We start from the raw sequence: 24,468 nt of genomic DNA, 5'->3' as shown, positions 1-24,468 counted from the left end.
CCCCGGCAGGGACCACCGGCGGCGCAGCGCGTTGCGCAGGGTGCTGTGCGGGCGGGTCGGCCTGGGGGCGTTGAAGGTCGTCGTGAACGGTGCAACGATTCCGGGGAACCGTTCGCCCGCCCTCGGAGGGAACGCCTCGATGGACGACCAGCTCCGCCCCACGGCCGTGACGGTCTTCGACGCTCTCGGCGCCGACTACGAGCGAGCCTTCGCCGGCTCGGCGGCGCACCGGGCCTCGCTGCAACGCCTACTGACCGACCTCGCCCCGCACAGCCGGGTCCTGGACGTAGGCAGTGGAACGGGCCGGCCGACCGCACAGAGCCTGACCGACGCCGGTCATGACGTGTTGGGGGTCGATGTCTCTCCGGTGATGGTGGACCTCGCGGCCCGGCAGGTGCCCGGGGCGGCCTTCCAGCGCGCCGACATCCGTGAACTGGTGCTGGAGGACGAGAGTTTCGACGCTGTCTGTGTGTACTTCTCGCTCCTGCAGATGTCGCGGGCCGAACAGTCACGGCTGCTGCACCGGCTCGGGCGGTCGCTGAGGCACGGAGGGCACCTGGTCGTGGCGACGGTGCCGCTGGATGTGGAGGATGTCGGCGCCGTATTCATGGGCCAGAAGGTCCACGTGACCAGCTTCGGCGCCGATGAGTTCACCTCGGTGGTGACCGGGGCGGGTCTGGCGGTCCAGTGGGAGCAGAGCAGTGTGTTCACCCCGTCCCACCCTGAGGCGGTACCCGAGCCGCACCTCTTCCTTCACTGCGTGCGCCTCTGACGAACGGGGATGATCGCCGGATGCTGGTCCGCGTGGAGGCGGTGGCCCGGGGCGCGGGGGGCCGATGAGGGTGCTCGTCCGCTCGACCGTCGGACTGGCGGTGGCCCTCCGACGCGACGCGCCAAAGGACGTGGGCGGACGGCACCATGTCGAGTGAAGCGTCGACGAGGGCCTGAGACGATCACCTACGGGGTGAGTCGGATGAGCCGCCCCTATCGCTCAACCCGCCTTCTGCGAAGGTGTGGCATGGCCCTTCCCGGGGAACCCGAGCCGCTGTCCGCTGCTCAGGTCCGCGGTTGTCCGAATCACCGCAAGAGCCCTGCCGGTCCGCGGCTGTGACAGCAGCGGACCGGCAGGACCAAGGCAATGATCTACGGAGTCTTGTGGCGCTCCGGGTTCCGGGCGTCGAAGACTACGATCTTCCGGTCGAAGTCCGCGTAGAACGTGGCCGCATAGTGGTCATCGGTGACGTTGAGCGTAAAGTCCTCGCTCGTCTGCCAGTCGGCGCCCTTCGGCACCTCGGGCCGGATATCCGACAGCACCACTGGCGTACCGGGTTCAGACTTCCATACGTAGTCCCGCCGCAGTCTCGCGGTGTCACCGTCGCCGAGATGGACCACCCCGGAGACTTGGAAGTCCGAGGGGCCGGGCACCACCGACCGGGGGTCTCCGAGAATCTCTCCCTTCCACACCACCGCCTCGAAGTCACCCAGTTCGGGGAAGTACTCCCGGACAAGCTTCTTGTCCCGCCGGATGCCTTGGTCGGACTTCCGGGCGGCATCGACGCGTGGAGCGCCGGTGCCTGCGGATTCTGCCTGCTGAAGCTCACCGCCGCAGCTGGTCAACAGGCCGCAGACGGCCAGAGCGGCAACCGCCGCAACAGCACGCCCGGCCCACCGGTCAACTACGCCGCTCTGCGGCCCGGCTACTCGCCTACCTGTAAACATCGTTCCCTTCCGTGGTGCTGCCCGCCTGTCCGACCGTCCACGTCACGTTGCGCGTGAATGTACCGCGCACCAGGAATGGCTTGGCCCAGCCCAGCGTCGCGAAGCGGCCGTTGACATCGTCCGGGACGCCGGACCTGATGTCCTTGGCGCCATCGTTGAAGTCGTACTGGTCCAAGGCGTGCACAGTGACCTTCATGGTCATCTGGTCGCCCTTCCTCGTGACCGTGGCACTGCCCCATACCTTGTGGTCGCCGAGGGCCTTCTTCCAGTTCTCGGTTTCCGGGTATCCCGAAATGTTCCGGAGCTTTCCCGTCATTTCGAAGGAGTCCTTGTGCAGGCCCGAACTGAGGCCTTCCGCCGCAGCCTGTGCGCGGGCGATCTCATTGTCCACGTTCGTCTTGATCGCGGCGTCCTCGTAGTACGCCTCCCGGTAGTTGACCTCGTCGTCCGTTCCAGACCCGTCGCGGTAATGCGAGTAGAGCGGAACGGCATCGTCCAGGGCGCCGTCCGAATAGAAGCCCAGCGCGGAGGCGACCATGCCGCCGTGCATGATGGCGTCCCACTTGTTCCAGTTCCAGTAGTCCTTCCAGCCTGCTTCGGCATTCGGGTCGTACGGGAAACTGTTTCCGAAGTCGAAGGACGGTTCCGAAGGCGCGCCCTCCGTGTATCCGCCGCTCGACGCCTGGGCCTTGTAGTCGACGTCCCAGCCCCCCGCACTGTTCATCGAGCATGTGTAGCCGGACTCGACACACTCCGCGGGCCGGTGGCCGTCCAATTCGATGAAGCTGGTTGGGTTGCCACCGGTGAACGCGTACCGGTTGCTGGTGTAAGGGTCGGCTCCCAGACCCATGTCGGCCAGCGCTCCGGTGTACATGTCCCGGGTGGTGAAGCGGTTCAGACCCGGGCTGTAATCGCGAAAGCCCATGTCGTAGGTGCCGGACTGGGCGTCCCAGCGCTTCGCGTTGAACCGGTACGGGTTGTACTCCTCCTTCGTCGGGTCGGCGGCATCGGGCGAGGGCTCGCACACGATCAGCACACGAACGGGGTGGGGCATGTCGAGGATGACACGATGGATTGCGGGCCTGGCGCTCGCGGCGACGGCGTCGGTGGGCCTGGCGACCGCGGTGGCGAGCCCGGCACAGGCGGCGAGCGGGACGTACATCGCCACGTACCGGTTTCTGTCCGACTGCCAGAGCACCGGCGCGATGTACGTGCACTACGACGGTGCGAGCTCGTACAGCTGCACCGGCAACTACGCGGTGGGGTATTCGCTGTACGTGCAGTACAACGCCTGAGCCGGCGTGAACGGGTACCGCCCCTCGGGGAGGGGCGGTACCCCGAACGATCGGGTGCAGGGCGCGGCGGCACCCTACCCACGGCGCGGCCGCGGTGCCCCACCTCCTCCGGGCTGTCCCCGGCGCTTCTTCCAAGGAGACTGAGCAACTCCACACGGCCGCTCGGGGACCGCCGCGGCGGATCCTGGACGCCGCCGGTCACGCCCCGTGCGCAGGCACCGCATCGGTTCAGCGGCCGCCGGAGACCCTCAGCACCGTACCGGTGGTGTAGGAGGCATCGGCCGACAACAGCCACGCGATGGCGGCGGCGATCTCGTCCGGTTCGCCGGGCCTGCCGAGCGGGATCTGCGCGGCGGACTTCGCGGGCCGGTCGGGGTCCCCCATCTCGGCATGCATCTCGGTGTTCGTGATGCCGGGGGCGACGGCGTTCACCCTGACACCCATCGGGCCGAGTTCCTTGGACAGGCCGATGGTCAGGGCGTCGGTGGCCGCCTTTGTTGCCGCATAGTGCACATAGTCGCCGGGGCTGCCGAGGGTCGCGGCCGCGGAGGAGACGTTCACGATGGCGCCGGAGCCCAGCGCCGCCATGTCGCGTGCAGCCCTGCGGCAACAGAGCAAGTAGCCGAGGAGGTTGACCTCGACCACGCGTCGCAGATCTGCGGTGCGGGCGTCCGAGAGCCGTCCCAGCGGACCCGTCACACCGGCGTTGTTGACCAGCCCGGTCACCGCGCCGAGTTCGGCCGTCGCGGTGTCGAACAACCGCTCGACGCCGGACTCTTCGGACGTGTCGACCTGAACGGTCACACAGCGTCCTCCCGCCGCGCGCACCGCGTCCGCGGTCTCCTTGGCGGCCGTCGCGTTCTTGACGTATCCCAATACCAGATCGTGCCCGTCAGCTGCCAAGCGGAGGCACGTAGCGGCGCCGATACCCCGGCTTCCCCCCGTGACAATGGTGACCGGACGTGACATGCACTGCCTCCCGTGACTTCTCATGCGGTGGTGACGACGTAGCAAGTCGTACCTCAGCGCCGCCCTGCCACCAAAACCGTGCCGCATCAGGCGTAGTTTCGGGCATGGTGCTGGCACGGCCGGATGCGCCATGACGCGATGCGCGACGCGGACCGCGGACGGTACGACCGTGCGGTGACGCCTTGGAAGCGGGAGCGCCGGCGTGAAGCCGCTCCGGTTCGGTCCACATGGGGGCCGCCCGCGCACGGGCTGCGCACGACGGACCGGCGGAGTGTGCGGGTGTCGGCCGTGGCCCGACACCGGGGCGAGCAACACCAGGCTCTCCTCACGCGCGACAACTGCGGCCCTACTGGCGGCAGCTGAGGGCGTCGTCCATTACGCCGGGCGGCGCCGCACGACCGGCCGTTGAGACGCTCGAAGCGGGACGCAGGCGCGGAGCGGTGGTCCGGTCCCTTGCGGATACTGCCAACGCCCACAACCCGCATGCCGCACCTGCCCCAAGAGCCCTTACAGGGATGAACCCGACTGGTCACTGCGCCGAAGTCATCCCCCGGAGAATTGACATCGACGTGGTCGTGGAGACCGCCGGCGTTCCGGCCCCCTGTCCCCGGATTCGGCAAGGACCACGTCATCGTGGTGCCGAAGCACCACGTACGCTCACTTCTCGAACTCGACGCTGCCCTGGCCGCCCACCTGCTGGAAGTCGTCCGGACCGCCACCCGCGACGTCGTCGCCCGGCATGGGGGCCGCCAAGTGCTGACCACGCTCGGCGACGAGCAGCACAACCGCCACATGCACTTGCACATCGCTGCCGGGGACGGTGTCGCCCGGTTCGTCTCCCAGGACTGACGGACCGGACGGGCTGACCGAAGTCCGGTGGACAGGGCCATCACCACTGGAGACAGGTACAGACCGCCGACGGTCAACAGCAGACCGGTGTCGGTCCCCACCGGCCCGCAGGAAAGCCACCGAGCAGTGAACCGTGGGACTATACCGGTGTGGTGCTGACGGGGGTACTGGACGCGATCGACGCCGTGGACTGGGCTGCCGTGCCGGGCCGCGCGGGGTGGTACCGGCCGGGCGACGCCGCGTCCGGGCTGCGCGATCTCGCGTCCGCCGCAGGGCTGGTGGCCGTGGCGGAAGCGACATCGCGGCTCGCGGGCGGCGGCCTGGTACACGGCCACAGCGGGGGCGTGTTCCCTGCGGCCGTGATCGCGGCGCCGATCCTCCTGGACATCGTGGAGGGCGGGCACCCCTCGGCCGGGCGAGCGGCGCTGTGTCTGCTCGACGAGGCCCTGTCGTCGTACCCGTTCGCCGGGGACACCCGGATCGGCACGCCGTACGGCGCGGCGGTCCCGGTCTGCTGTGCACTCGCCGACCACATCCGTGCGCGCCGCGAGCTGCTCGCAGGTCACGGCAGGGCCGGCACGTCGTTGCTCGACGAAGCGGCCGGGCACTGGCGCTTCGTCATCGACGACTGTGTCGGGGCGGGCAGCGACACGTCGGCCTTCGGGGTGTTGGCGGGCACCGTTCCGGACGGCTCCCACCCCGCCGAACTGCACACCGCCGACGGTGTCACCGGTCTCGATGCGGTCCGGGTCGAATATCCGCCCGTGGACGCGAGCCTCGAGGCGTGTCTGCGTGTCGTCGGTGTCCCGCCCGGGTCGCTGCCGGCGGGCTCGGTGATGTTTCCCGCCGTGTGCGGCGAGCGGGAACACTGACGAGACGCGTCTGCTCAGGCCGGAAGGTGCACGAATCGGACGGTCAGTGAGAGGGTCGCCGGTCCCTTGATCATTCCGCCCTTGTTCCAGGACAGCCCGAAATCGGCACGATCGACGTCGATCTCCGCAGTCAGGGTGACCGCCGTCGCGGTGGACTCGGTGGTACGGGCCGAGAAGGCGAGCGGCCGGGTCGTGCCGTGGACGGTGAGCCGGCCGGCCACCTCCACGTTGCCGCGGGCATCGCGGGTGGCGCTGTCGGCGGTGAAGACGAGCGTCGGGTAGCGGTCCGTGTCGAAGAAGTCGGCCGAGCGCAGATGGGCATCACGCTTCGCGTGGCCGGTGTCGAGGGAAGTCGCGTCGAGGGTGACGGAGCCACGCGCGGAGCCGTCGGCGTCGACCTCTCCCTCGCCGGTGACCCCGGTGAAGGCGCCCTTGACGTTGACGAGACCCCACATCGTCTTGTGCCGCAGCGCAACGGTGGTCGCGTTCTGGTCCAGGGTCCAGCTGCCGGTGGCGGCCGATTCGGTCGAGGGGGTGGTCTCAGCGGGATTGGTCATGAGATCAGAGCTCTCCGGATAGACGGTGACGTTCAGCACTTGGTTTAAGAGTAAACGTATCGCTGGCAATTAGGTAGCCAGCGAGATATTAGCGCGCTGACGTACCCTTGCAGAGATCACTGCACGTCGGAAGGGTGGGGACCGGACCCATGGCAGAGGCCACACCGGCTGAAGAGACCGACGGCTGCCCCAGGGCCGAAGACGCAGCACTACTGCTGCAGTGGAACACCCTGCACAGCGGGCTGCGACGGCTGGGCGATCAGTTGCTGGAGGACGTGGAACGGGCCTCGCACTCCGCGGCCTCGTCGGTCCAGGTGCTCTGGTACCTGCTGACGGTGCCCGACCATGCCGCGCCGATGAATCAGCTCTCCCAGCTGATGGGGTTCTCCACCGCCGGCACCACCAAGGTGGTCGACCGGCTGAGCGAGGCGGGCCTGGTGGAGCGAAGGCCCTCCCGGGCCGACCGCCGGGTGACATACGCCGCCCTCACACCTGCGGGCCTGGCAGCGGCCGCCGAGGCCTCCACGGCCCTGGCGGCGGCCCTGCGACGCCGGGTGGCGGCGGCCGGGATCAGCGAGGGCCGCTTCGCCGCCATGGCCGGCGACATCGCCCTGCTCGATCCGGCTCCCGGGCCGTGCACAGCGCGGCCGCACACGGAGCACCGGGACACGGGGATCGGCGGCGTCGTCTGAGGACCTGGGCCCCTCAGGTCACCCAGGGGCACGCGAACGGCCGGGTGACTTCCCGGGAGGCCGGACAGTCCACCGCACAGCCGGTCCGAACCGCCGCGAGCCGACTGGACAGTCGTCGTTCGGCGCCGCCTCAGGCCCCCGTCACCCCGTCCAGCCGCTCCCGCACCAGATCGGCGTGGCCGATGTGGCGTGCGTACTCCCCGATCATGTGGACGTGCACGAGGCGCAGTGAGAAGACCTCGCCGCCGTGGACAAAGGTGTCGTCGAGCGACGCGTCGGCAATGACGGCGTCCGCCAGTCGGCACTCCTCGACCAGGCGCGCGTAGTCGTCGGCGGCGCACGCCGGGTCCAGGTCCTCGAAGTCCGCGTCCTTGCCCCTGGCGGGGTCGTACATCGGGTCGAGCGACTGGCCGGCGAAACGCTCCCGGAACCAGGTGCGTTCGACCTTCGCCATATGGCGAAGCAGCCCGAGAAGGGTGAGGTTGGACGGCGGTACGGTCTGTTCGGCAAGCTGCTCACCGGTCAGGCCGGCACACTTCTGCAGCAGGGTGCTGCGGAACCATGCGAGATACCCCGTGAGCATCTCCCGCTCACCGGCGACGAGGGATCCGGGCTTGCGCGTTGCGTCTGGCGCTGTCCATGTCATCGCCAGATCATGCCCGTCGGCCACCGGATCCTGCCAGGCCTTTCACCAGCCGTCAGTATTCTCCGAGGACCAGTCGGTCGTGACGGAGGTGGTGATGTTCGTGGCCACGCCCACCACCAGGAAGAGGATCAGCAGGGCCTTCCCCGCTCCGCTCATGATCAGCGGCCGGGTGGCGGAACGAGGCTGCTGCTCGGGTACGGACAGAGCTTCTTCGCCGAAGAACCCCTTGGGGTAGGCCGGGGTGAGCATCATGAAGTAGGCGTCGAAGCGGAATTCGTACCGGCGTGTCGCGGCCGAGGCCTCGAAGAGGGGCTGGGGCATGCGTCCCAGGATCAGTGTGATCAGCCACCAGATGAAGGACAGCGCCCACCAGCCGGAGGTGGCGAGTCCCGACACCACCGCTGCCGGAATCATCAGGATCAGGCGGAAGAAGACGGCCAGCCGGTTGAGTTCTGTCGGCCGGAGCTCGATCTGGACCGGATAGTCCGGCGGCGGCGTCAGGGCGAACGGCGGGTAGCGGTCGATCAGCAGCATCGCGCTCGCACCGACCCGCGTCTGGTAGCCGAGATATGCGGCGAGAAAGCGGAAGACCGGTTCGGGCAGCCGCCCCAGGACCAGGGCGGCGAACCAGCCCGCGATCGTGGTGAAGAAGGCCGCGATGTAGAGGAAGAACAACACGATGAAGTGCGGGATCAGCAGGAACAGCCGCACCAGCACCGTGAGCCGGCGCTGCCTCGCCGGCTCGACGAGGTCGAGCACAGGGAGCCACTCCCCCACGTCCGCTCCCCTGGGGCCCGTCCATCGGGCGTCAGCCATGTCGCTCCTCCTCGGCGGACGATGCGTACGCCATCGGCACCTACGACGTCACCCCACGCTCGGCCCGCCGGTGGGGGCCCGCAATCGGCCACGGGCCGATCGGGTGTCCGAACGGGCCGCACCGGACCGGGCGGGACCCGGCAGTGATCCGTACGGTTGATGGCATTCCGGTTCTGCCGAATCTCCTGGGCGCCCAGGGGCTTCGTGCACTTCCCGGTGACATCGCAGGGTCCTCCTTGCGGCTCGGATACATGGGGGGTGCATCCGGTCGAGCACAAGCCTTGAACCAGTGGGAGCGGTTCCATCAGTCGACGTGCCGGAGCCGGTATGTCCAAACTGCACGGAGTCGCTCATGCGACACCCCCCGCACTTACCGCACCTGCGCAACCTGTTCCGCCTGCTTCTGGGAACAGCTCTCGCCACGACCGGCATCGCCATTGCCCCTGTGGTCACCGCCTCCGGATCCGCCCCGGTCTGCACGGTGGAGTACACCACCGTCAGCCAGTGGGGCGGCGGCTTCCAGGGATCCGTCATCGTGACCAACGACGGCTCCGTGGTCAGCAATTGGAGCCTTGTCTTCGATCTGCCCGGCCAGGAAAAGGTGACTCAGGGCTGGAACGCCCGGTGGTCCCAGTCGGGCAGGACCGTCACGGCGGCGAACGAGTCATGGAACGGCACACTCGGCTCTGGAGCGAGCGTCAGTGCCGGCTTCCTTGCTCATGAAGAGCGCCTACCCGGCGCTCCAGAAACCGTGACGGCCGGGTCCGGGCGCCCCCCGCCCGGACCCGGCTCACCGATCAACGGCCACGGCTCAGCAGCCGGCCGAACAGGGACCGTCCGGAGGCAACCAGCCCGGGCGCGCTTCGGCCGGTCGCGGCCCCGCTCCGGGCCTTGGGCTTGGACTTCGGCTTGGGTTTGGACTTCGGCTTTGGCTTCGGCTTGGACGTGGAGGTCAGCTTCGAGTTGGATGTGGGCGTCGGCTTGGACGTGGACTTCGGCTCGGACCTCGACGCAGGCTTCCGCTTTGACCTCGGCCGGGGACCAGGCTTTGCCTTCGGCTCCGCAGCCGCCTCCGACCTGGTCGTTCCGTTCGCCAGCACGTGATAGCGATGGCTGACCCGCCGCCCCACCAGCAGATATCCGAGCAGCGCACCGCTCGTATTGAGGATCACGTCATCGATGTCGAAGGCGCGCCCGGTGACCAGGGCGCCCTGGACGAGTTCGATCACCACCATCACCGTCACCGTCAGCAGGACCATGCGCAGCATCCGGAGCCGGCGCGGCACGAGAATCGGCAGCAGGATGCCGAACGGGACGCCCAGCAGCAGGTTTCCACCGGCCTGCTTGCAGGCCGCGAGGAAGGTGTAGTCCTCGGCGTACTGCCGCAGCGATCTTCCCGGCCGAAGGTTGGAACGGACGAGGTCCTCCGATGCCGATGACGGGGTCAGCGTCACCTTCGCCAGAGCGAAGGAGAAGGCGGTCAGGGCCACGAGGGCAGCCACCAGCACGAGCGTACGCAGCAGCGTGGCTCCCCACACCCTCCGTCGCCGCTCCGTACGGTCCGCCTCTGCAGTCATGGCACCCGGATGCCCGCATCGATCACGGCCACACCTGGGGAACGGCCTTCCATGCCCCGGCGGACCACCAAAGGACGGGGCAGACCCGCTTGTCGACCCGCTGTCCCTGTCGAACTCCGAACGGCCGGCTTCCGTACCCCTGCCCGTCACTCAACTCTCCGGACGGCGCGCCAGCATCATCAGCGCGGACTGGCACGCACTGACTCAGGCGCTCTCGACGGTCGTACCGCGCGCCGCCGGCTGACGGGTCCCTGCCGGTTCGAGGAGAGCCGACCCCACCGGGCTGTGTGTCCCTCGGCGCCCTGCTATCCGCCGACGTGGCGGGAGTTGTGGAGTCGCGCGACGTGTATGTGTCTGTTCACACCACCGAACCCTAGGGTGTCAGGCGTGTCCAGTCCCACTGTGCCCACCGGCCGCCCGAGCACGGGTTCCGTGCGCGATCCGCGAAGCGAATGGGTCCTGATACTGCTCTCCACCGCGTCCGGCGCGGCGGATGCGTTCGTCTTCATCTGCGTCGGCCAGGTCTTCGCCGGGGTGATGACGGGGAATCTGGTGCTGCTGGGTGTTTCCGCCGCCGGTGCCGGGGAGGACGGGGTGGCGCTGCGTGTCGTGACCGCGCTCGTCGCGTACGGCTGCGGCGTCGCGTGCGGTGCGTGGATGAGTGAGCGGCTTCGGTACCGGCTGTCGGTGATATTGCTGGTCGAGGTGGCGCTGCTCGCGACCGGAGCCGTGATGTGGGGGCTCGCCCCGGTCACGTCCGACTGGGGCCGGTTGGGGCTGCTGGCGGTCATTGCCCTGGCGATGGGGATTCAGGGTCGCATCCGCCCGACGCCGACCAATTACTTCACCGGCACGCTGACATCCCTCGTCAGCCGCGTGGCGCTGGGTGCGTTGCGCGAGGGGGACGGCTGGGTGATCGGCCGGCTTCTCGCCGTCGTGGCGGGTGCGGCGGTCACGGCGTTGGCGGTACGGCTCTGGCCGGGCACCGCAGCCGTGGTCGCGGCGGTGCCGGCGGCAGGTGCGTTGCTGGTCGAGGTGGTGCCACGGCGCGCATCACGGCAATGAAGGGCGGGCAGAGAGAGGCCCCGGCCGGATCGGGGGAATCCAGCCGGGGCAGCTCGGGGGTGGGCGCTGTGCGCGTCATCCACATATAGGTGAACGATAAACCATTGGATTCCGTTCCCTCGAATCCGTACCGCCCACTGTGACGCGACACACGAGCCTCAGCGCCCGACGGGCGCCGTGGTCCCGTAGCGCCGCCGGAACTGCTCGATCCGGCCCGCCGTGTCCAGCACGCGATGGGTGCCGGTGTAGAAGGGGTGGCTCGCCGACGAGGTCTCGACATCGATGACCGGGTAGCTGGCGCCGTCCTCCCACTCCACGCGCCGGTCGGAGTCGGCGGTCGAGCGGGTCAGGAAGGCGACCCCCGCGGCACGGTCGCGGAAGACGACCGGACGGGAGACGGGGTGGATGCGGGGCTTCATGCGCGTTCCTTCCTTGCTGCTGTGGGGAGGGCTTGCTACTGCCGGTCGGGCTCGAGGGGTCAGCGTTCCTCGCGGAAGAGGACGTGCTGCCCCGCGGCGGGGTCGTACTTGCGCAGCACCAGCCGGTCGGGGTTGTTGCGGCGGCTCTTGCGGGTCACATACGTCTGTCCGGTACCGGCCGTCGACCTCAGAGTGACGACGGGGCGGGTTTCACTGCGTGCCATGGGCACCTCCGGTCGTTTCCACCGACCCCAGTTCCAAGCTTGTGGGAATGGGTGTCGTTTTCGTTCTGCCGCTGTAACGCGGGTGGGTCCGCCGACATTCCCGCCCCGGACATCGGTGCGCAGCGATCAGGGTCAGGCGCGTCGCCGGTCTTGAATGCCGGGTACCGCAGTCCCGCAGACACCCGCCGCCGAACCCGAGGAGACCCCCCGTGCGCACCCCTCGCCCAGGCATCGATCTCCCCGCATTCGGCCCGCACGCGGGGCCGGAAGCCGTGGACACCGTCGCGAGCACCGCCGAGGGACTCGGCTTCCACGGCGTGTCCGTCGCCGAGCGGATATGCGCACGGCAGGCTCGATACCGGCCTCGGCCAGGGGCGGCTGCGAACCTCGTACCGGAGGCGCAGGGTTGTGAGCTGCTGTCGGTTTGCTGAGCTGAAGTGAGTGGTGGTGTGCGGGAGTGAGTCCCGTCAGCGGGTTTGTGGGGGCGTGAACGGGGGTTCTGGGGTCGAATGGGTGACCTTGGCGGCTGCTGCTCGTTGGGCTGGACAGCGGGTGGCTGGCCTTTGAGGGCGGGGGTGATGTGGTGGGTGGTGTGCGGGAGTTGGCCGCGCCCTTCGTGGTGCCCGGGCCCTGCGGGGTGGCGGTCCGGGACCGGCTGGGGCACCTCACTCCCCAGGACGAGAAAGTCCTGCGCGCGGTCGGTGAGCACCAGGGTGCGTTGGCCTCCCGTGATCTCAAGGCCCGCTGTGCGGACGGTCTGGAGCACAGCGCGGACACCTGGGCCACGCGTAAGCGGGAGCTGACGAAGGAGTCGTCTTCGCGGATCGCGGGTGCGATCACCAAGGCCACCCACGATCAGTGGGCGCTCACGCGCCGTTGCCAGGCAGCACACATCCAGACACTGGAAGCCGGGATCAAGATGCTGCGGCACCGCCTGTCTCTCCCGATCGGGGAGAAGGGCACCAAGCGGGCGGCGGGTGGCTACCGGTCGAAGAACGAGTGGTTCCGCAAATCCCGCCGTCTCGTGATGCTGGAGGCGCGGCATGCGGCCGTTGTCGCCGACCGGCAGGCCGGACGGGTGCGTGTCGTGCGGGGCGGCAAACGTCTCCTCAACACCCGCCACCACCTCGCCCAGGCCGGGCTCACCGAAGACCAGTGGCGGCAACGGTGGGAGGCGGAGCGCTGGTTCATCGCCGCGGACGGTGAGTCGGGGAAGCGGTTCGGGAACGAGACGATCCGCGTCACCCCGGACGGCGAGGTCAGCATCAGACTGCCTGCCCCGCTCGCGCACCTGGCCAACGCCGGGCACGGCCGGTACGTCCTCACCCCCCGGATCGCGTTCGCGCACCGGGGTGCGGAGTGGGCCGACCGCGTCGCGGCGAACCGGGCCGTCGCGTACCGCATCCACCTCGATACGGAGCGCGGCCGCTGGTACCTCACGGCCTCGTGGCAGCGCCCCGTCGTGAAGACCATCCCGCTGGAGGCCGCCCGCGCCCGGGGCATGATCGGCGTCGACACCAACGCCGACCACTTCGCCGCCTACCGGCTCGACTCGCACGGCAACCCCATCGGCGACCCGCGCCGCTTCGGCTTCGACCTGTCCGGAACCGCCGGTCACCGCGACGCGCAGCTCCGCCACGCGCTGACCCGGCTGATCCACTGGGCGAGGCGTGTCGGTGTCGCGGCGATCGGCATCGAAGACCTCGACTTCACCACCGAGAAGACCCGGGAGAAACACGGCCGCAGGAAACGGTTCCGGCAGCTCATCTCCGGCATCCCGACCGGCAGGCTCAAGGCCCGGCTCGTCTCCATGGCCGCCGAACACGGCCTTGCGATCGTCGCGGTCGACCCCGCCTACACCACTTTGTGGGGTGCCCAGCACTGGCAGAAGCCACTGGTCACCGCGCATCGCACCATGTCCCGTCACGATGCCGCGGGCATCGCGATCGGACGACGCGCCCTCGGACACCCGGTCCGGCGTCGGACGGCACCGCCCCCCGCACGACCGGAGCGATCGTGCGGGGCATCGGACCGCCCAGGCCGGACCAGGCACCCGGGGGCGTGAGGGAACCCGCCCACCCGCAACGGACCGGCCCCCCGCAGGGCCGTCACCGAACGGGACGCGAACGCGGGAACCCAGCGCATCCAACACCGCTCGGGATGCGCCCAGTACGCAACAGTGGGTCCAGGACTCACTCACGCACACTGGTTAGGAACGGTCAGGTGTTGCAGGAGGTGGCGGGCGCCCATCCGTCGCCCTTCGCGGACGGCGCCACGAAGAGCGACGTCGCTCGTTGATCACTGTGCCCAGTACAGCAACGACTGCCGGAGGAACGACACCCATGCGCTTCAAGAACACCCTGACGACCGCCGCCGCCACGGCGTTGATCGCTGCGGCCACGCTGACCGCGGCGGGCCCGGCGGCCGCCGCGGGTGGCACCGCGCCCGCCTGTATCGCGCGTGAGGTCGTCAAGCAGAAGAAGACGGCCTGGACGACCAACAACTGCGGAAAGAACATGCACATCCAGCTGGTCATCAACAACGGTCCGGACAAGCAGTGCTGGACCACGTTCCCGGGCGAGACCCTGGAATGGAAGTGGGAGGTCGGCTCGTACGGGCGCATCGCCGTCTGTTAGCCGAGGCCACCATCGGCCCCCGGAGCCCCTGCACGTCCACAGGGGCTCCTCGCATATGCCCGGACCGGGTGCTGCGCGACCCGCGGGACCCGGCGCACTCCGGCGCGCGCGGCGTCGCACACGCCGGATGACTTGCATCAACACTCTTATACAGCAAGGCTGTTCGGAAAATCCGCCACCCAGGCCGCCTATGGCATATGCCAGATGCAACTACGTATCGAGTGTTGCCAAATCGCTTACGGGCTTCCTCGGCCTGTGCCACAGTCGTCATCGGTCACCTTCCGACCTGGTCGTGCCGTGCCTGTATCGGAGTACGAGATGCCGCCCCATCTGTTCGCGGACCGCCCCGCCCCGCAGCCGCCCGAACGCGACGCCGTCGATGTGCTGATCGACCGGACCCTTCGGCTGCGCGGAGACGTGGACGCGGTGCGGCGCGACGCCGTCCTGGTCGACGAGGACGATCCGCAGCTGCGCTGGCAGCGTGCGCTCTGCGAACTGGCGGTCCATCATCTCGACGATCTCGGCGCGCATCTGGGACAGCTGAAGGAAGGTATGCCGACGGGGGATGCGGAGCAGCTCGCCGAGAAGCCGGAGCCCGCCGGGGAGAAGCCGTTCGACGAGCCGCGGCCCGGTTCACTGCTCAGCCGTGTGGGAAGCGCCGAGTGGAATCTGCTGACCGACGAGGTCAGCTGGTCGGAGGAGCTCTTCCAGATCTTCGGCCGGTCCCCACAGGCGGGACCACTGTCGCTCGACGAGCTTCCGTCTGTGCTCTTTCCGGAGGATCAGCCGTTGCTCACCTCTTTGGTGACGGCCTGTCTGGTCGACGGGAAGCCGATAGACGGCGAGTTCCGCATTCTGCGGGCTGACGGACGAATGCGCACCCTGCACATGATGGGCGAGCCCGTCCTCGACGCGGACGGCTGCACCGCCTCCATGTGGGCGGTTCTGCGCGATGTGAGCGAACTGCGCCGCAGCCAGCGTGTGGTGGGCCGGACCCGTGAGTCGGTCCGGCGCCAGCAGCACATGGCGCAGACCGAACGACGGATGGCGGTCGAGCTGCAGGAGACCGTGCTGCCCCCGTGGCGCGGCTCACTGCGCCTGCCGCAACAGGGACCCGGCGCACTGGATGTCGCGGCGCACTATCTTCCTTCGGACTCCAGCGCCCTGATCGGCGGCGACTGGTACGACGCACTGGAGCTGCCCGACGGCAGAACGCTCCTCACGGTCGGCGATCTGACCGGTCATGGCATCCCGGCCACCACGGCCATGGCGATGCTGCTGGGCGCACTGCGCGGCATGGCCGTCGCCGGCATCGAGCCGGGCGCTCTGATGGGCCATCTCAACCAGTTACTCCAATCGTCGGCCCAGCCCGCTCTCGGCAGCGCGGTGTGCTGCCGTTTCGAACCGGCGACCGGCACCCTCGCCTGGTCGCAGGCCGGCCATCCCGCGCCACTGCTCTTCCGCAACGGAGCGGGACGCCCACTGCCCCCGCCGGACGGGGTCCTGCTCGGTGCCGCGTCGGGGGTCGCGTACGAGCAGGACGAAGTGCACCTGCTGCCCGGTGATGTGCTGGTTCTGCACACCGACGGACTGACCCGCCGCAATGACCCGGGGACGGGCCCGGAGGCACTGCTCGGTCTCGCACCGCGCTTCGCCGAGGCCCGTACGGCACAGGAGTGCGTACGTGCCGTCGTCGAGGAGTTCGGCGGGACCGAGCGCCTGGACGACGCATGCGTGCTGGTCGCCCGCATCGGGGCGTGAACGCCCGGTAGGCCGCCGGAGCGCGAGAGCAGAGCGAATCAGAGCGCGGCACAGGAACGCAGACGGCCGAGACCCCCTACGCATGCCCTGCTCGGCAGTGGTGGACGCTCCGCCTCTTCGCGGCGTCGGCCGATCAGATCTCCGAACGCCTGGGTCGCTTGATGATCGAACTCTGCGGCAGGGCGAGCTCGATCTCCTCGCGCAGGTCCTGGATCTTCGCGTATCCCGCGAACTGACCGGTGAGCCGGTACATTTCGCGCAGTCGGTCCCAGGTGCGGTGCGAGGAGGTCTCCCCCATCGACACCAGGGCGAGCCGTGCGTAACGGTCGGCCTGCTCCGGGTCGTCGGCGATGAAGCACGCCGAGGCGAGCGAGATGTAGTCGAAGATCTTCGAGCGCTGGCGCCCGTTGACGCGCAGCTCCAGTGCCTGCTTGGCATGGCGCTGGGCGACGATCGCCGCCGCCGGCTCGTGCTCGGCGAGCGTACGGAACGCCAACGCCTGCATGCCGTGCAGATCCGCCTCGTCGAACATCTGCATCCAACTGGGCGGCGGGACATCTCCCTTGTCCGATACGAAGAGGTCCTCGGCCTGGCCGAGGGTGCGGCGCATGGCCTGCCCGCGGCCCATGGACGCCTGTGCCCACGCCTCGATGGTGTGCAGCATCGCCTGGGTGCGTGGCAGCACCATGTCCCCCGAACCGGACTTGGCCAGCTTCATCAGGTCCAGGGCGTCGTCGGGGCGGCCCAGGTGGACCATCTGACGGGCCGCCCGGGAGAGCGCCTCGCCCGCGCGCGGGCGGTCGCCTCCCTCGCGCGCCGCATGGGCGGCGATCACGAAGTACTTCTGGGCCGTGGGTTCCAGACCGATGTCGTGGGACATCCACCCCGCGAGAACAGCGAGGTTGGCGGCGACGCCCCAGAGGCGGCGCTGCAGATGGTCGGGGTGGTGGTAGGTGAGCATGCCGCCCACCTCGTTGAGCTGGCCCACGACGGCCTTCCGCTGGAGTCCGCCACCCCGGGAGGCGTCCCAGGCGCGGAACACCTCGACGGACCGCTCCAGCGCCTCGATCTCCTCCGATCCGATGGGGGCGGCCTCGTACCGGTCGAAACCGGCCTGGTCCGCGTGGACGGGAGCGTCGCTCCGTGGAGCGTCGGCCGCCAGAACGGGGTCGGTGTGCAGCCAGTCGTGCATGGGGCCGGTGATGGTCGATCCTGCGGCGAGCGCGGCGCCCGCGCTCACCAAGCCGCGTCGGTTGAGCATGAGGTCCATTCCCGTGAATTCGGTGAGGACCGCTGCCGTCCGTTCGGGCGCCCACGGCAGTTCGTCGGGATTGTCCTGCGTCCCGTCCTCTCGCCGCTTCCCCACACGCCCGCGCCGGCCGAACCCGAGGTCCTCGATGGTCACGACACGACCGAGCCGCTCGGTGAACAGGGCAGCCAGCACTTCGGGCACGGGATCGCGTGGGGATTCCCCCATGTCGATCCAACGCCTCACCCGCGAGGTGTCGGTGGCCAGCTGCGGGTGGCCCATGGCCGCCGCCTGCCGGTTCACCATTCTCGCGAGTTCGCCCTTGGACCAGCCGGCAAGGCCGAACAGGTCAGACAGGCGGGTGTTGGGTTCTCCGGTCACGTCAAGCCCCCAGGTTCTCGGCTGTGTTGACACTAGCCCCCTGTCAGATGCGTTGCGACTATTCGCCAGGGTTCGCCAGGGTCCGCCAGATGGTCCGCAACCCGCGGTCCGGTGTCAGGTAGGAAAGCGCCACCCCGTCCGGCAGCCCTAGGTACTCCCCAGGGTGCCGAACGGCCGCCGGCCGGGGCGGTGCACGCAACTTGTCGGCGCACGAAGGGATCTGTCTCGCCCATGTACACAGCATCGTCCTCCGTGTCCGCCCCGCCCCGACCGCTGCGTCCGCTGGGGGCGGGCGGCGGACCGTACCTCGACCGCCGCGCCGCACCGTCGGCTCCCGGCACGGTCCGGCCCCGGAGGCCGGCGGGACCGGGTTCCGGCCCCCTCAGCGGACGGCTGGACCTGTCCGGCCCGCAGGGTGCACAGCTGAGGATGGCGATCGCCTCGGTGCACCGGATCTGCCCGGAGTTCAATCCGGTCCAGGTGCTGCGGCGCAGCGGGCGTTCAGTGCTCATCGTCGGCACAACCGGGCGCACGACGGCGGTAGCCAAGTGTTTACTGGACCACTCTCCCGCATGGTCCGAGCGGTTCCGCCACGAGATAGCGGCATACCGGGCGTTCGTCCGGCACCGCCCGCCGGTCCGGGTACCGCGGCTCATCGCGGCGGATCCCGAGAACTGCACCCTGGTCATCGAGCGAATGCCTGGGCGGGTGGCGGCGCTGATCAGGCACCCTACGGAGGCTCCGCCCCGCGCCGATGTGCGGGCAGCGCTCGGCGCGATCAGCCGGGTCAACGCGTGGCGACCGGCCGCGGGGCTCTTCGACGCCCCACTGGACTACGCATCCCGCATCGCGCGCTACCACGAGCTGGGGCTCTTCACCGACCGTGATCTGGGCGACCTGCAGAAGCTGCTGCACGGTCTGGCGCATGCGGGCGGCCGCCACGGCATGGGGCAGTTCTGCCACGGCGACGCCCTGCTCTCCAACATCCTGCTGTCGCCCACGGGTCCGGTGCTGGTGGACTGGGAGCACGCGGGCTGGTATCTGCCGGGGTACGACCTGGCAACGCTGTGGACGGTGCTGGGTGACGCGCCGGTGGCGCGGCGACAGATCAGCCAGCTGGCACAGGCGGCAGGGCCTGCGGCGCGGGACGCGTTCCTGGTGAACCTGATGCTCGTCCTGACACGGGAGATCCGTACGTACGAGATGGCGGTGCAGCGGGCCATGCGGGAGGGCGTGGCCACAATCGGGACTCAGGACCGGCCGGGTGCGCTGCCGTCGGGCGAGGAGCAGCGGCTGCTGCTGCGTCGGCTGCATGACGACTGCGCGATGGCCCGGCGGGCGGTGCGTGCCGCGGTCGGCACTCGCTGACGCTGCGCTGTCCGGGACATGCCTGCCGCGGGTCCGATGCCGACACATCGGACCCGCGGCACGCTGTTGTGCGTGCTGTGCTCTGTCGGACGGGACGGAGGGTCAGGAGCTCCTGAAGTCGACCGCGTCCACGTCGAAGGAGTTGTTCTGCGGCGAGGTGAAGACGAGGTACAGCTTGTGGGTGCCCTTCAGTTCCTGGACGGGTACGGCCGGGGTGGGCCGATAGGTGTCCCAGCCGCCGGTATTGGGAACCGGAGTGGTGGCGAGCAGAGTGCCGTCGGGAGCGTCCGCGCGCAGTTCGATCGCGCCGACCCCGTACGGTGAGGACAACTGGTAGCTGACGGAGCCGATGCCCTCGACGCTCATCGGGTCGAAAGCGACCCAGTCGCCGTGGGAGATGTCCCCGATGCGCTTTCCGTTCTCGGCTCCTGCCTGGGAGACGATCCGGGTGCCGGACTGGGCGTCGTAGTACTCCGCCTGCTTGTGCTTGGGCTGGAGCACGGCGCGACCGTAGCCGGTGAGGGCCGAGACGCCGTCGCCGCCCCGGTCGGTGTATTTGGCGTTGAGCACGTAGGTGAGGTCGGCGCCCTCCGGGTGGCCCCCCAGGTCGCCGGTGTCCACGGTGCCTTCGCAGCCGGGGAGGTCGGTGGTGGGATGCTCGTGGTCATCGTGTCCCAGAGCCGGGTTGACGGTGACCTTGGAACAGTCGACCGGGCCGTCTTCGGGATCCGTGACGGTGACCTTGTACGGGATCTTGTCGCCGAACTCGATGAGTTTGCCGCTGACCGGGAAGTCGATGGTCACCTTGGGGGCGGTGTTCCCGGCGGTGACGGGGATGTTGGCGTAGCCGGACTTGCCGGTGGAGTCGGTGACCTTGAGCTGGGCGACGAAGTCGCCCTTGGCCGTGTAGGTGTGGGTGGGGTCGGCTTCGGTGGAGTCGTACGTGCCGTCGCCGTCGAAGTCCCAGGCGTAGCTGAGTGCGTCACCGTCGGGGTCGTTGCTGCCCTTGCTGGAGAAGTCGACCTTCAGCGGGACGGGTCCGTCGGTGGCGGAGGCGGTGGCCTTGGCGACCGGGATGCGCTTCCCCTGCGCGTAGTCGATCCGGTAGAGCCCGGAGTCGTTGTTGCCGCCGCCGAAGGAGCTGCCCCATTCGAGGACGTACAGCGATCCGTCGGGGCCGAACGTCATGTCCATCGGCTTGTTGAATTTCTGCGAGGAGAGGAAGTCATTGATCTTCAGGAGCTTCTGGTCCTGGCCGAAGCGGACTTCCTTGACGAAATTGCGCGACCACTCGTAGAAGAAGCTCGCGCCCTCGAAGTAGGCGGGGAACTTGGTGGTGGACGGGTTCTTGCTGTCGTAGTGGTAGACGGGCCCGCTCATCGGGGCCGAGCCGCCGCTGCCGACCTCGGGGAACTCCTTCGACGCTCCATAGCCGTACCAGATCTCCGGCTGCTGGATCGGCGGGAGTTCGGTCAGACCGGTGTTGTTCGGCGAGGGGTTGACCGGGGCGGCGCAGTCGAACTTGGCGCCGACCTCCTTGGTGTCCGGGTTGTACGGGGCGTACGCCTGGTTGTTGCCGTGGCAGAACGGCCAGCCGAAGTTCCCGGCCTTCTTGATCACGTTGTACTCGACGAGGCCCTCGGGTCCGCGGTCGGTGGTCGGCAGGCCGCGGTCGGGCCCGTAGTCGGAGGCATGGACGTAGCCGGTCTTCGGGTCGACGGTGAAGCGGAACGGATTGCGGAAGCCCATGGCGTAGATCTCGGGGCGGGTCTTCGCGGTCCCCTCGGCGAAGAGGTTGCCCTTGGGGATGGTGTAGCCGCCGGAGTCCTTCGGTTTGATCCTCAGGATCTTGCCGCGCAGGTCGTTGGTGTTGCCCGCGGTGCGGGCGGCGTCGAGCATCTGCTTGCCCTCGCGCCAGTCGAGTGGCGCGTATCCCTGCCAGTTGGGGTCGAGGTTGGGCGGGGTGTCGTCGCCGACGCCGAGATAGAGGGTGCGGTTCGGGCCGAATTCGACGGCGCCGCCGGTGTGTCCGGGTTCGGGGAAGGTGCGGTCGCGGTAGGCGGGGACGTCGAGGAGCTTCTTCTCGCTCGCGAGGTCGAGGGTGTTGCCCTTGACCGTGAAACGGGAGAGGCGGTTGACGTCGTCGGACGCTCCGGCGGGAGCGTAGTAGAGGTAGATCCAGTGGTTGTCCTTGAAGGACGGGTCGAGCTCCATGCCGACCAGACCGTCCTCACCACCGGTGTAGACGTCGAGCTTGCCGGCCGTGCTGGTGGCGTGGGTCGCCGGGTCGTAGATCTTCACCTCGCCGCTGCGCTGGATGTAGAAGACACGGCCGTCCTTGGCGACGTCGAGCTCCATCGGGTCGGCGGTGTTGTCGTCCAGGGTGACCTTCTCGTAGCCGCTCCAGACGGTGCCGCCGCAGTCGCCGGGCTTGTGGCCCGCGGCCCACTCGATGCCGCCGAGGACGTGGCTGCGGAACGCGGGTTCGCTGTAGGCGGGGGTGTCGTGGCCCATGGCTGTGGCCCAGACCTTGCCGCCCTCGGTGTTGCGGCACCAGGAGATGGGGTGGTCGGCGCCCATGGCGGAGCCGCCGGGGTTGTACGTGGTCTCGTCGGCGGTGACGAGGACGTGGACGTCACCCCGGGGGTTCTTGTCGAAGTTGTACCACTCCTCGGGGCGCTCCCAGCGTTCCGGGAGTCCGGCGGTGGAGGGGTGGACGCGGTCGGCGACCTTGGCGGTTCCCTGGAGGACGCCGGGCGAGTGGGCGGGCATGTGGACGCCGCCGTTGATGGCCTGGTCCCACCAGGGGAATTCGGACTCGATTCCCATGTCCAGGGTGTTGTGGATGGCGACGACACCGCCACCGCCCCGCACGTACGTCTGCATCGCCTGGCGCTGGGCGTCGGTGTCCCAGACCATGCCGGAGTTCTGCAGCATGACGATCGCGTCGAAGTCCTTGAGCTTCGCGTCGTCGAAGACCGTGGGGTCGGCGCTCTCGACGAGGGCGAAGTTGTTGGCGGCGGCCTGCTCCTTGAGCATCTTGACGCCGGCCGGGATGGAGGCATGCACATAGCCGACGGCGCGGGTGAAGAGCAGGACGCGGAAGGCGGGGCCCTTGGCCGCGGTGGCGGCCTGGGCGGTTGCGGGCAGGGCGGTCAGCGCGAGCAGCAGTGCGCTCACTAATGCGATGACCGCCCGTCGTATGTCACGAGCATGACAGGTCACGGGCTGGCTCACGGATAGTGTCCTTTCTGGGTCGGGATCCGTAAGGGACTTGGGGGGTGGTCAGCGGGGGACGGGACTGGCGGCGAGGGTGCGGCGAAGGAAGGCCAGCCCCTCGGTGGCGATGGCGTCCTGCGTGTCGGCGAGCGGCCGCCAGACGGACGCGGCGATCGCGATGGCGTCGTTGTGCGCGGTGAACGACTCGATGCAGAGCGGACCCCGGTAGCCGCTCGTGGTGAGTGCGGTGAGAAAGCCGGGCCAGTCCAGGGAGTCGGCACCGGGGGTGCCCCGGTCGTTCGCGCACACCTGGACGTGGACGATGCGCCCCGCCGCGCGGCGTACGGCATCGGGCAGGGAGCGTTCCTCGATGTTCTGGTGGTAGGTGTCGAGGGCGAGGCCGATGGTGTCCTCGGGAAGTCCGGCCAGGGCGTCGAGGGTCTGACCGACGGTGTTGAGGAGACTGGTCTCGTAGCGGTTGAGCGGCTCGACCGCGATCCGTACGCCCGCGGCCCGCGCATGGTCGACGACGGGGGCGAGGTTCTCGCGCAACTCCGCGTAGGCCGCCGCCCGTTCGATGCGGTCCATCCGCCAGGTACGGCCGACCGCGGTGTAGACGGGTCCGGCCACCGTGGGGGCGGACAGGGCATGGGCGGCGTCCACGCAGCGGCGCAGATAGTCCTGGGTGACCGCGACGGTCTGTGGGTCGGTACGCACCAGATTGCGGTCCGGCGGCATGACGGCGACGACCGCGGCCGGGGCGAGCCCCGAGGCCTCGAGGAGCTTGGTGACGGCCACGGGTTCCCAGTCGCGTTCGTTCTCCATCGGGATCTCGACGCAGTCGAAGCCCCACGCCGAGAGGAGCGGCAGGACGTCGCCCAGTGCTTCGTACGTCACCGGGGAGTGCCAGATCCATGGGTTGGCCCCGAGCGGCAGGGCGGCGCTCACTCCTTGCCTCCCCACTTCTTCGGGAACCCGGGGAGCTTCTCGCAGCCGCACATCGCGTAGTGCAGCGGCGGCATGCCGGGCTTGAGGTACTGGTCGAGGGTGTCCTGGGTGACGGTGGGCTGCGGGAGCTTCCACTCCTTGGGGACCTGCTGTCCGCCGAGGATCCTCAGCGCCGCGATGACAGGGGTGCGCCACTGGAAGGTGGGGTACGACGGTGCAATGGCCGTTAGCTTCTTCTCCTTCCACGCCTGGAGGAAGTCCTGCTGGTCCTCGCCGGTGATCGGCGGCACGTCCTTGCCCGCGTCCTCGAACGCCTCGACGGCGGCGACGGCCGTCGCACCGGAGTCCATCCACACGCCGTCGATGTCGCCGTTGCGGGTCAGTACGTCGCTGACGATCGACTTGGTTCTGGCCGGGTCGCCATCGGTGAACTTCACGTCCACCACGTCCAGTCCGCTCTTGTCGAACGCGACCTTCGCGGCCGACCACCGGGTCTCCAGAACGTCGACGCCCGGCGAGATCCGCAGGGCGAGGATCTTCCCCTTCGGCTTGACCTGCTCGACGAGGAAGTCGGCGGCGACCGCGCCGTACCCGTAACCGCCGATGGGGTTGATGAACGTGACGGCGCAGTCGGTCTCGACGCCCCGGTCGAAGACGATGACGGGTACCTTGGCGCAGGCCTGCTCGACGGCGGGGGTCAGGGTGGCGGTCGTGTTCGGGGAGACGATCAGGGCGTCGCAGCCCTTGCCGGTGAGTTCCTGGATGTCGGAGATCTGTTTGTCGTCCTTGCCCTGGGCGTCCAGGACGGTGAACTCGCCGATCTCCTTGTGGAGCGCGGCCTCGGCCTGCATGTTCTTCAGGCCGACCTGGCGCCAGGGGTTGAAGACACCCGCGTTGGAGAAGCAGAGGTGGACGGAGCCGGGGCTCTTCTTCTTGTACTGCGTCGTGTCGATGAGCTCCGGGCTGAGCATCTGCTCCCACGGCTTGTCCGCAGGGCCCTGCGGGGTCTCGTCGGCGAGGGCGAGCTGCCGTTCGTATTCGGCCCGGTCGAAGAACTTCGACTGCTTTCCGGTGCCCGATCCGGTGCCGTCGGCGCTGCCGGAGGCGGCGGGTGCGCCCGGCGGTGCATCGCTCGTGCAGCCGGCGAGCAGTGCCGCGCCCAACAGAACGGTGACGGGCGCGAGTGCGTGGCGTGCCATGCGGGTA

At 69.0% G+C, this 24,468-nt stretch carries 22 protein-coding genes and 3 pseudogenes; 12 read left to right on the top strand and 13 right to left on the bottom strand.

The genetic code is table 11. From position 1 onward, the window contains the following. The first annotated feature begins 139 nt into the window (after positions 1-139). Complete coding sequence (locus ACFU6I_RS30475; protein WP_384372467.1) at positions 140-772, top strand: class I SAM-dependent methyltransferase; 633 nt, start codon at positions 140-142, stop codon at positions 770-772. Positions 773-1,143: 371 nt separating this feature from the next. Here ACFU6I_RS30475 and ACFU6I_RS30470 read toward each other — a convergent pair whose 3' ends face one another. Continuing rightward, the gene (locus ACFU6I_RS30470; RefSeq protein ID WP_384039247.1) at positions 1,144-1,617 is read right to left on the bottom strand and encodes a hypothetical protein; all 474 of its coding nucleotides are present in this window, start codon (positions 1,615-1,617) and stop codon (positions 1,144-1,146) included. Positions 1,618-2,482: 865 nt separating this feature from the next. Beyond that, a pseudogene (locus ACFU6I_RS30465) lies at positions 2,483-2,731 on the bottom strand (RHS repeat-associated core domain-containing protein); the annotation flags it as partial. Positions 2,732-2,780: 49 nt separating this feature from the next. On the opposite strand from ACFU6I_RS30465, the gene ACFU6I_RS30460 reads away from it, so the two are divergent. Further along, positions 2,781-3,014 carry a hypothetical protein gene (locus tag ACFU6I_RS30460; protein ID WP_384039244.1) on the top strand — a complete coding sequence of 78 codons (234 nt, stop codon included), beginning with the start codon at positions 2,781-2,783 and terminating at the stop codon, positions 3,012-3,014. Positions 3,015-3,242: 228 nt separating this feature from the next. Here the strand turns inward: ACFU6I_RS30460 and ACFU6I_RS30455 are convergent, their stop codons facing one another. Further along, positions 3,243-3,983: an SDR family oxidoreductase gene (locus ACFU6I_RS30455; RefSeq protein ID WP_384039241.1), complete on the bottom strand. Its 741-nt coding sequence runs from the start codon at positions 3,981-3,983 to the stop codon at positions 3,243-3,245. Between the two features lie 633 nt (positions 3,984-4,616). On the opposite strand from ACFU6I_RS30455, the gene ACFU6I_RS30450 reads away from it, so the two are divergent. Both ACFU6I_RS30450 and ACFU6I_RS30445 read left to right on the top strand, forming a co-directional pair. Beyond that, positions 4,617-4,832 (top strand): hypothetical protein, encoded by a 216-nt coding sequence (locus ACFU6I_RS30450; protein ID WP_384372457.1) that lies wholly within the window; start codon positions 4,617-4,619, stop codon positions 4,830-4,832. 149 nt (positions 4,833-4,981) lie between these two features. Next, positions 4,982-5,704, top strand: a complete 723-nt coding sequence (locus tag ACFU6I_RS30445; RefSeq protein ID WP_384372455.1) for a hypothetical protein — start codon at positions 4,982-4,984, stop codon at positions 5,702-5,704. Positions 5,705-5,718: 14 nt separating this feature from the next. On the opposite strand, the gene ACFU6I_RS30440 is transcribed toward ACFU6I_RS30445, so the two are convergent. Then, positions 5,719-6,261, bottom strand: a complete 543-nt coding sequence (locus ACFU6I_RS30440) for a YceI family protein (protein ID WP_384372453.1) — start codon at positions 6,259-6,261, stop codon at positions 5,719-5,721. Between the two features lie 149 nt (positions 6,262-6,410). On the opposite strand from ACFU6I_RS30440, the gene ACFU6I_RS30435 reads away from it, so the two are divergent. After that, positions 6,411-6,953 carry a MarR family winged helix-turn-helix transcriptional regulator gene (locus ACFU6I_RS30435; protein WP_384372451.1) on the top strand — a complete coding sequence of 181 codons (543 nt, stop codon included), beginning with the start codon at positions 6,411-6,413 and terminating at the stop codon, positions 6,951-6,953. A gap of 130 nt (positions 6,954-7,083) precedes the next feature. Here the strand turns inward: ACFU6I_RS30435 and ACFU6I_RS30430 are convergent, their stop codons facing one another. Both ACFU6I_RS30430 and ACFU6I_RS30425 read right to left on the bottom strand, forming a co-directional pair. Then, positions 7,084-7,599, bottom strand: coding sequence for a DinB family protein (locus tag ACFU6I_RS30430; protein ID WP_345517137.1), 516 nt, complete (start codon positions 7,597-7,599; stop codon positions 7,084-7,086). Positions 7,600-7,641: 42 nt separating this feature from the next. Beyond that, positions 7,642-8,415, bottom strand: coding sequence for a DUF4389 domain-containing protein (locus ACFU6I_RS30425; protein ID WP_384372449.1), 774 nt, complete (start codon positions 8,413-8,415; stop codon positions 7,642-7,644). Positions 8,416-8,767: 352 nt separating this feature from the next. On the opposite strand from ACFU6I_RS30425, the pseudogene ACFU6I_RS30420 reads away from it, so the two are divergent. Next, positions 8,768-9,151 (top strand): annotated as a pseudogene (locus tag ACFU6I_RS30420) (cellulose binding domain-containing protein); the annotation flags it as partial. A 61-nt stretch (positions 9,152-9,212) separates the two neighbouring features. On the opposite strand, the gene ACFU6I_RS30415 reads toward ACFU6I_RS30420, so the two are convergent. Then, on the bottom strand, positions 9,213-9,992 hold the full coding sequence (locus tag ACFU6I_RS30415; RefSeq protein WP_384372447.1) for a VanZ family protein: 780 nt from the start codon (positions 9,990-9,992) through the stop codon (positions 9,213-9,215). A gap of 462 nt (positions 9,993-10,454) precedes the next feature. Between ACFU6I_RS30415 and ACFU6I_RS30410 the strand changes: the two genes are divergently transcribed. Continuing rightward, a complete protein-coding gene (locus tag ACFU6I_RS30410; RefSeq protein ID WP_384372465.1) occupies positions 10,455-11,057 on the top strand; it encodes a YoaK family protein in 603 nt (200 codons plus the stop codon). 158 nt (positions 11,058-11,215) lie between these two features. Here ACFU6I_RS30410 and ACFU6I_RS30405 read toward each other — a convergent pair whose 3' ends face one another. After that, the gene (locus tag ACFU6I_RS30405) at positions 11,216-11,476 is read right to left on the bottom strand and encodes a type B 50S ribosomal protein L31 (RefSeq protein ID WP_327248284.1); all 261 of its coding nucleotides are present in this window, start codon (positions 11,474-11,476) and stop codon (positions 11,216-11,218) included. Between the two features lie 59 nt (positions 11,477-11,535). Then, the gene (gene rpmG / locus ACFU6I_RS30400; RefSeq protein WP_266989628.1) at positions 11,536-11,700 is read right to left on the bottom strand and encodes a 50S ribosomal protein L33; all 165 of its coding nucleotides are present in this window, start codon (positions 11,698-11,700) and stop codon (positions 11,536-11,538) included. 209 nt (positions 11,701-11,909) lie between these two features. Here rpmG and ACFU6I_RS30395 point away from each other — a divergent pair, with 209 nt between their 5' ends. The 4 genes and pseudogenes from ACFU6I_RS30395 (at position 11,910) to ACFU6I_RS30380 (ending at position 16,097) form a co-directional block, all read left to right on the top strand. Continuing rightward, positions 11,910-12,131, top strand: a complete 222-nt coding sequence (locus tag ACFU6I_RS30395; protein WP_384372445.1) for a hypothetical protein — start codon at positions 11,910-11,912, stop codon at positions 12,129-12,131. 152 nt (positions 12,132-12,283) lie between these two features. Beyond that, positions 12,284-13,913: pseudogene (locus ACFU6I_RS30390) on the top strand (IS200/IS605 family accessory protein TnpB-related protein). Positions 13,914-14,042: 129 nt separating this feature from the next. Beyond that, positions 14,043-14,336: a hypothetical protein gene (locus ACFU6I_RS30385; RefSeq protein ID WP_384372443.1), complete on the top strand. Its 294-nt coding sequence runs from the start codon at positions 14,043-14,045 to the stop codon at positions 14,334-14,336. A gap of 318 nt (positions 14,337-14,654) precedes the next feature. Further along, positions 14,655-16,097 carry a PP2C family protein-serine/threonine phosphatase gene (locus ACFU6I_RS30380; protein ID WP_384372463.1) on the top strand — a complete coding sequence of 481 codons (1,443 nt, stop codon included), beginning with the start codon at positions 14,655-14,657 and terminating at the stop codon, positions 16,095-16,097. Positions 16,098-16,230: 133 nt separating this feature from the next. On the opposite strand, the gene ACFU6I_RS30375 is transcribed toward ACFU6I_RS30380, so the two are convergent. Further along, positions 16,231-17,727, bottom strand: a complete 1,497-nt coding sequence (locus ACFU6I_RS30375; protein WP_384372441.1) for a hypothetical protein — start codon at positions 17,725-17,727, stop codon at positions 16,231-16,233. 231 nt (positions 17,728-17,958) lie between these two features. Between ACFU6I_RS30375 and ACFU6I_RS30370 the strand changes: the two genes are divergently transcribed. After that, positions 17,959-19,095, top strand: a complete 1,137-nt coding sequence (locus ACFU6I_RS30370) for an aminoglycoside phosphotransferase family protein (protein WP_384372439.1) — start codon at positions 17,959-17,961, stop codon at positions 19,093-19,095. A 102-nt stretch (positions 19,096-19,197) separates the two neighbouring features. Here the strand turns inward: ACFU6I_RS30370 and ACFU6I_RS30365 are convergent, their stop codons facing one another. The 3 genes from ACFU6I_RS30365 to ACFU6I_RS30355 all read right to left on the bottom strand — a co-directional run bounded on the left by ACFU6I_RS30365 (position 19,198) and on the right by ACFU6I_RS30355 (position 24,461). Beyond that, positions 19,198-22,275, bottom strand: a complete 3,078-nt coding sequence (locus ACFU6I_RS30365; protein ID WP_384372437.1) for a ThuA domain-containing protein — start codon at positions 22,273-22,275, stop codon at positions 19,198-19,200. Positions 22,276-22,380: 105 nt separating this feature from the next. Beyond that, entirely contained in the window at positions 22,381-23,262 is an 882-nt protein-coding gene (locus ACFU6I_RS30360; protein WP_384372435.1) for a sugar phosphate isomerase/epimerase family protein, read from the bottom strand. Then, on the bottom strand, positions 23,259-24,461 hold the full coding sequence (locus ACFU6I_RS30355; RefSeq protein WP_384372433.1) for an ABC transporter substrate-binding protein: 1,203 nt from the start codon (positions 24,459-24,461) through the stop codon (positions 23,259-23,261). Before ACFU6I_RS30355 ends, ACFU6I_RS30360 begins: the two co-directional genes overlap by 4 nt. Positions 24,462-24,468: the final 7 nt, after the last annotated feature.

The organism is Streptomyces sp. NPDC057486, from assembly GCF_042802415.1.
Taxonomy (GTDB): domain Bacteria; phylum Actinomycetota; class Actinomycetes; order Streptomycetales; family Streptomycetaceae; genus Streptomyces; species Streptomyces yanii.
This window is presented reverse-complemented; position numbering and strand designations above follow the sequence as displayed.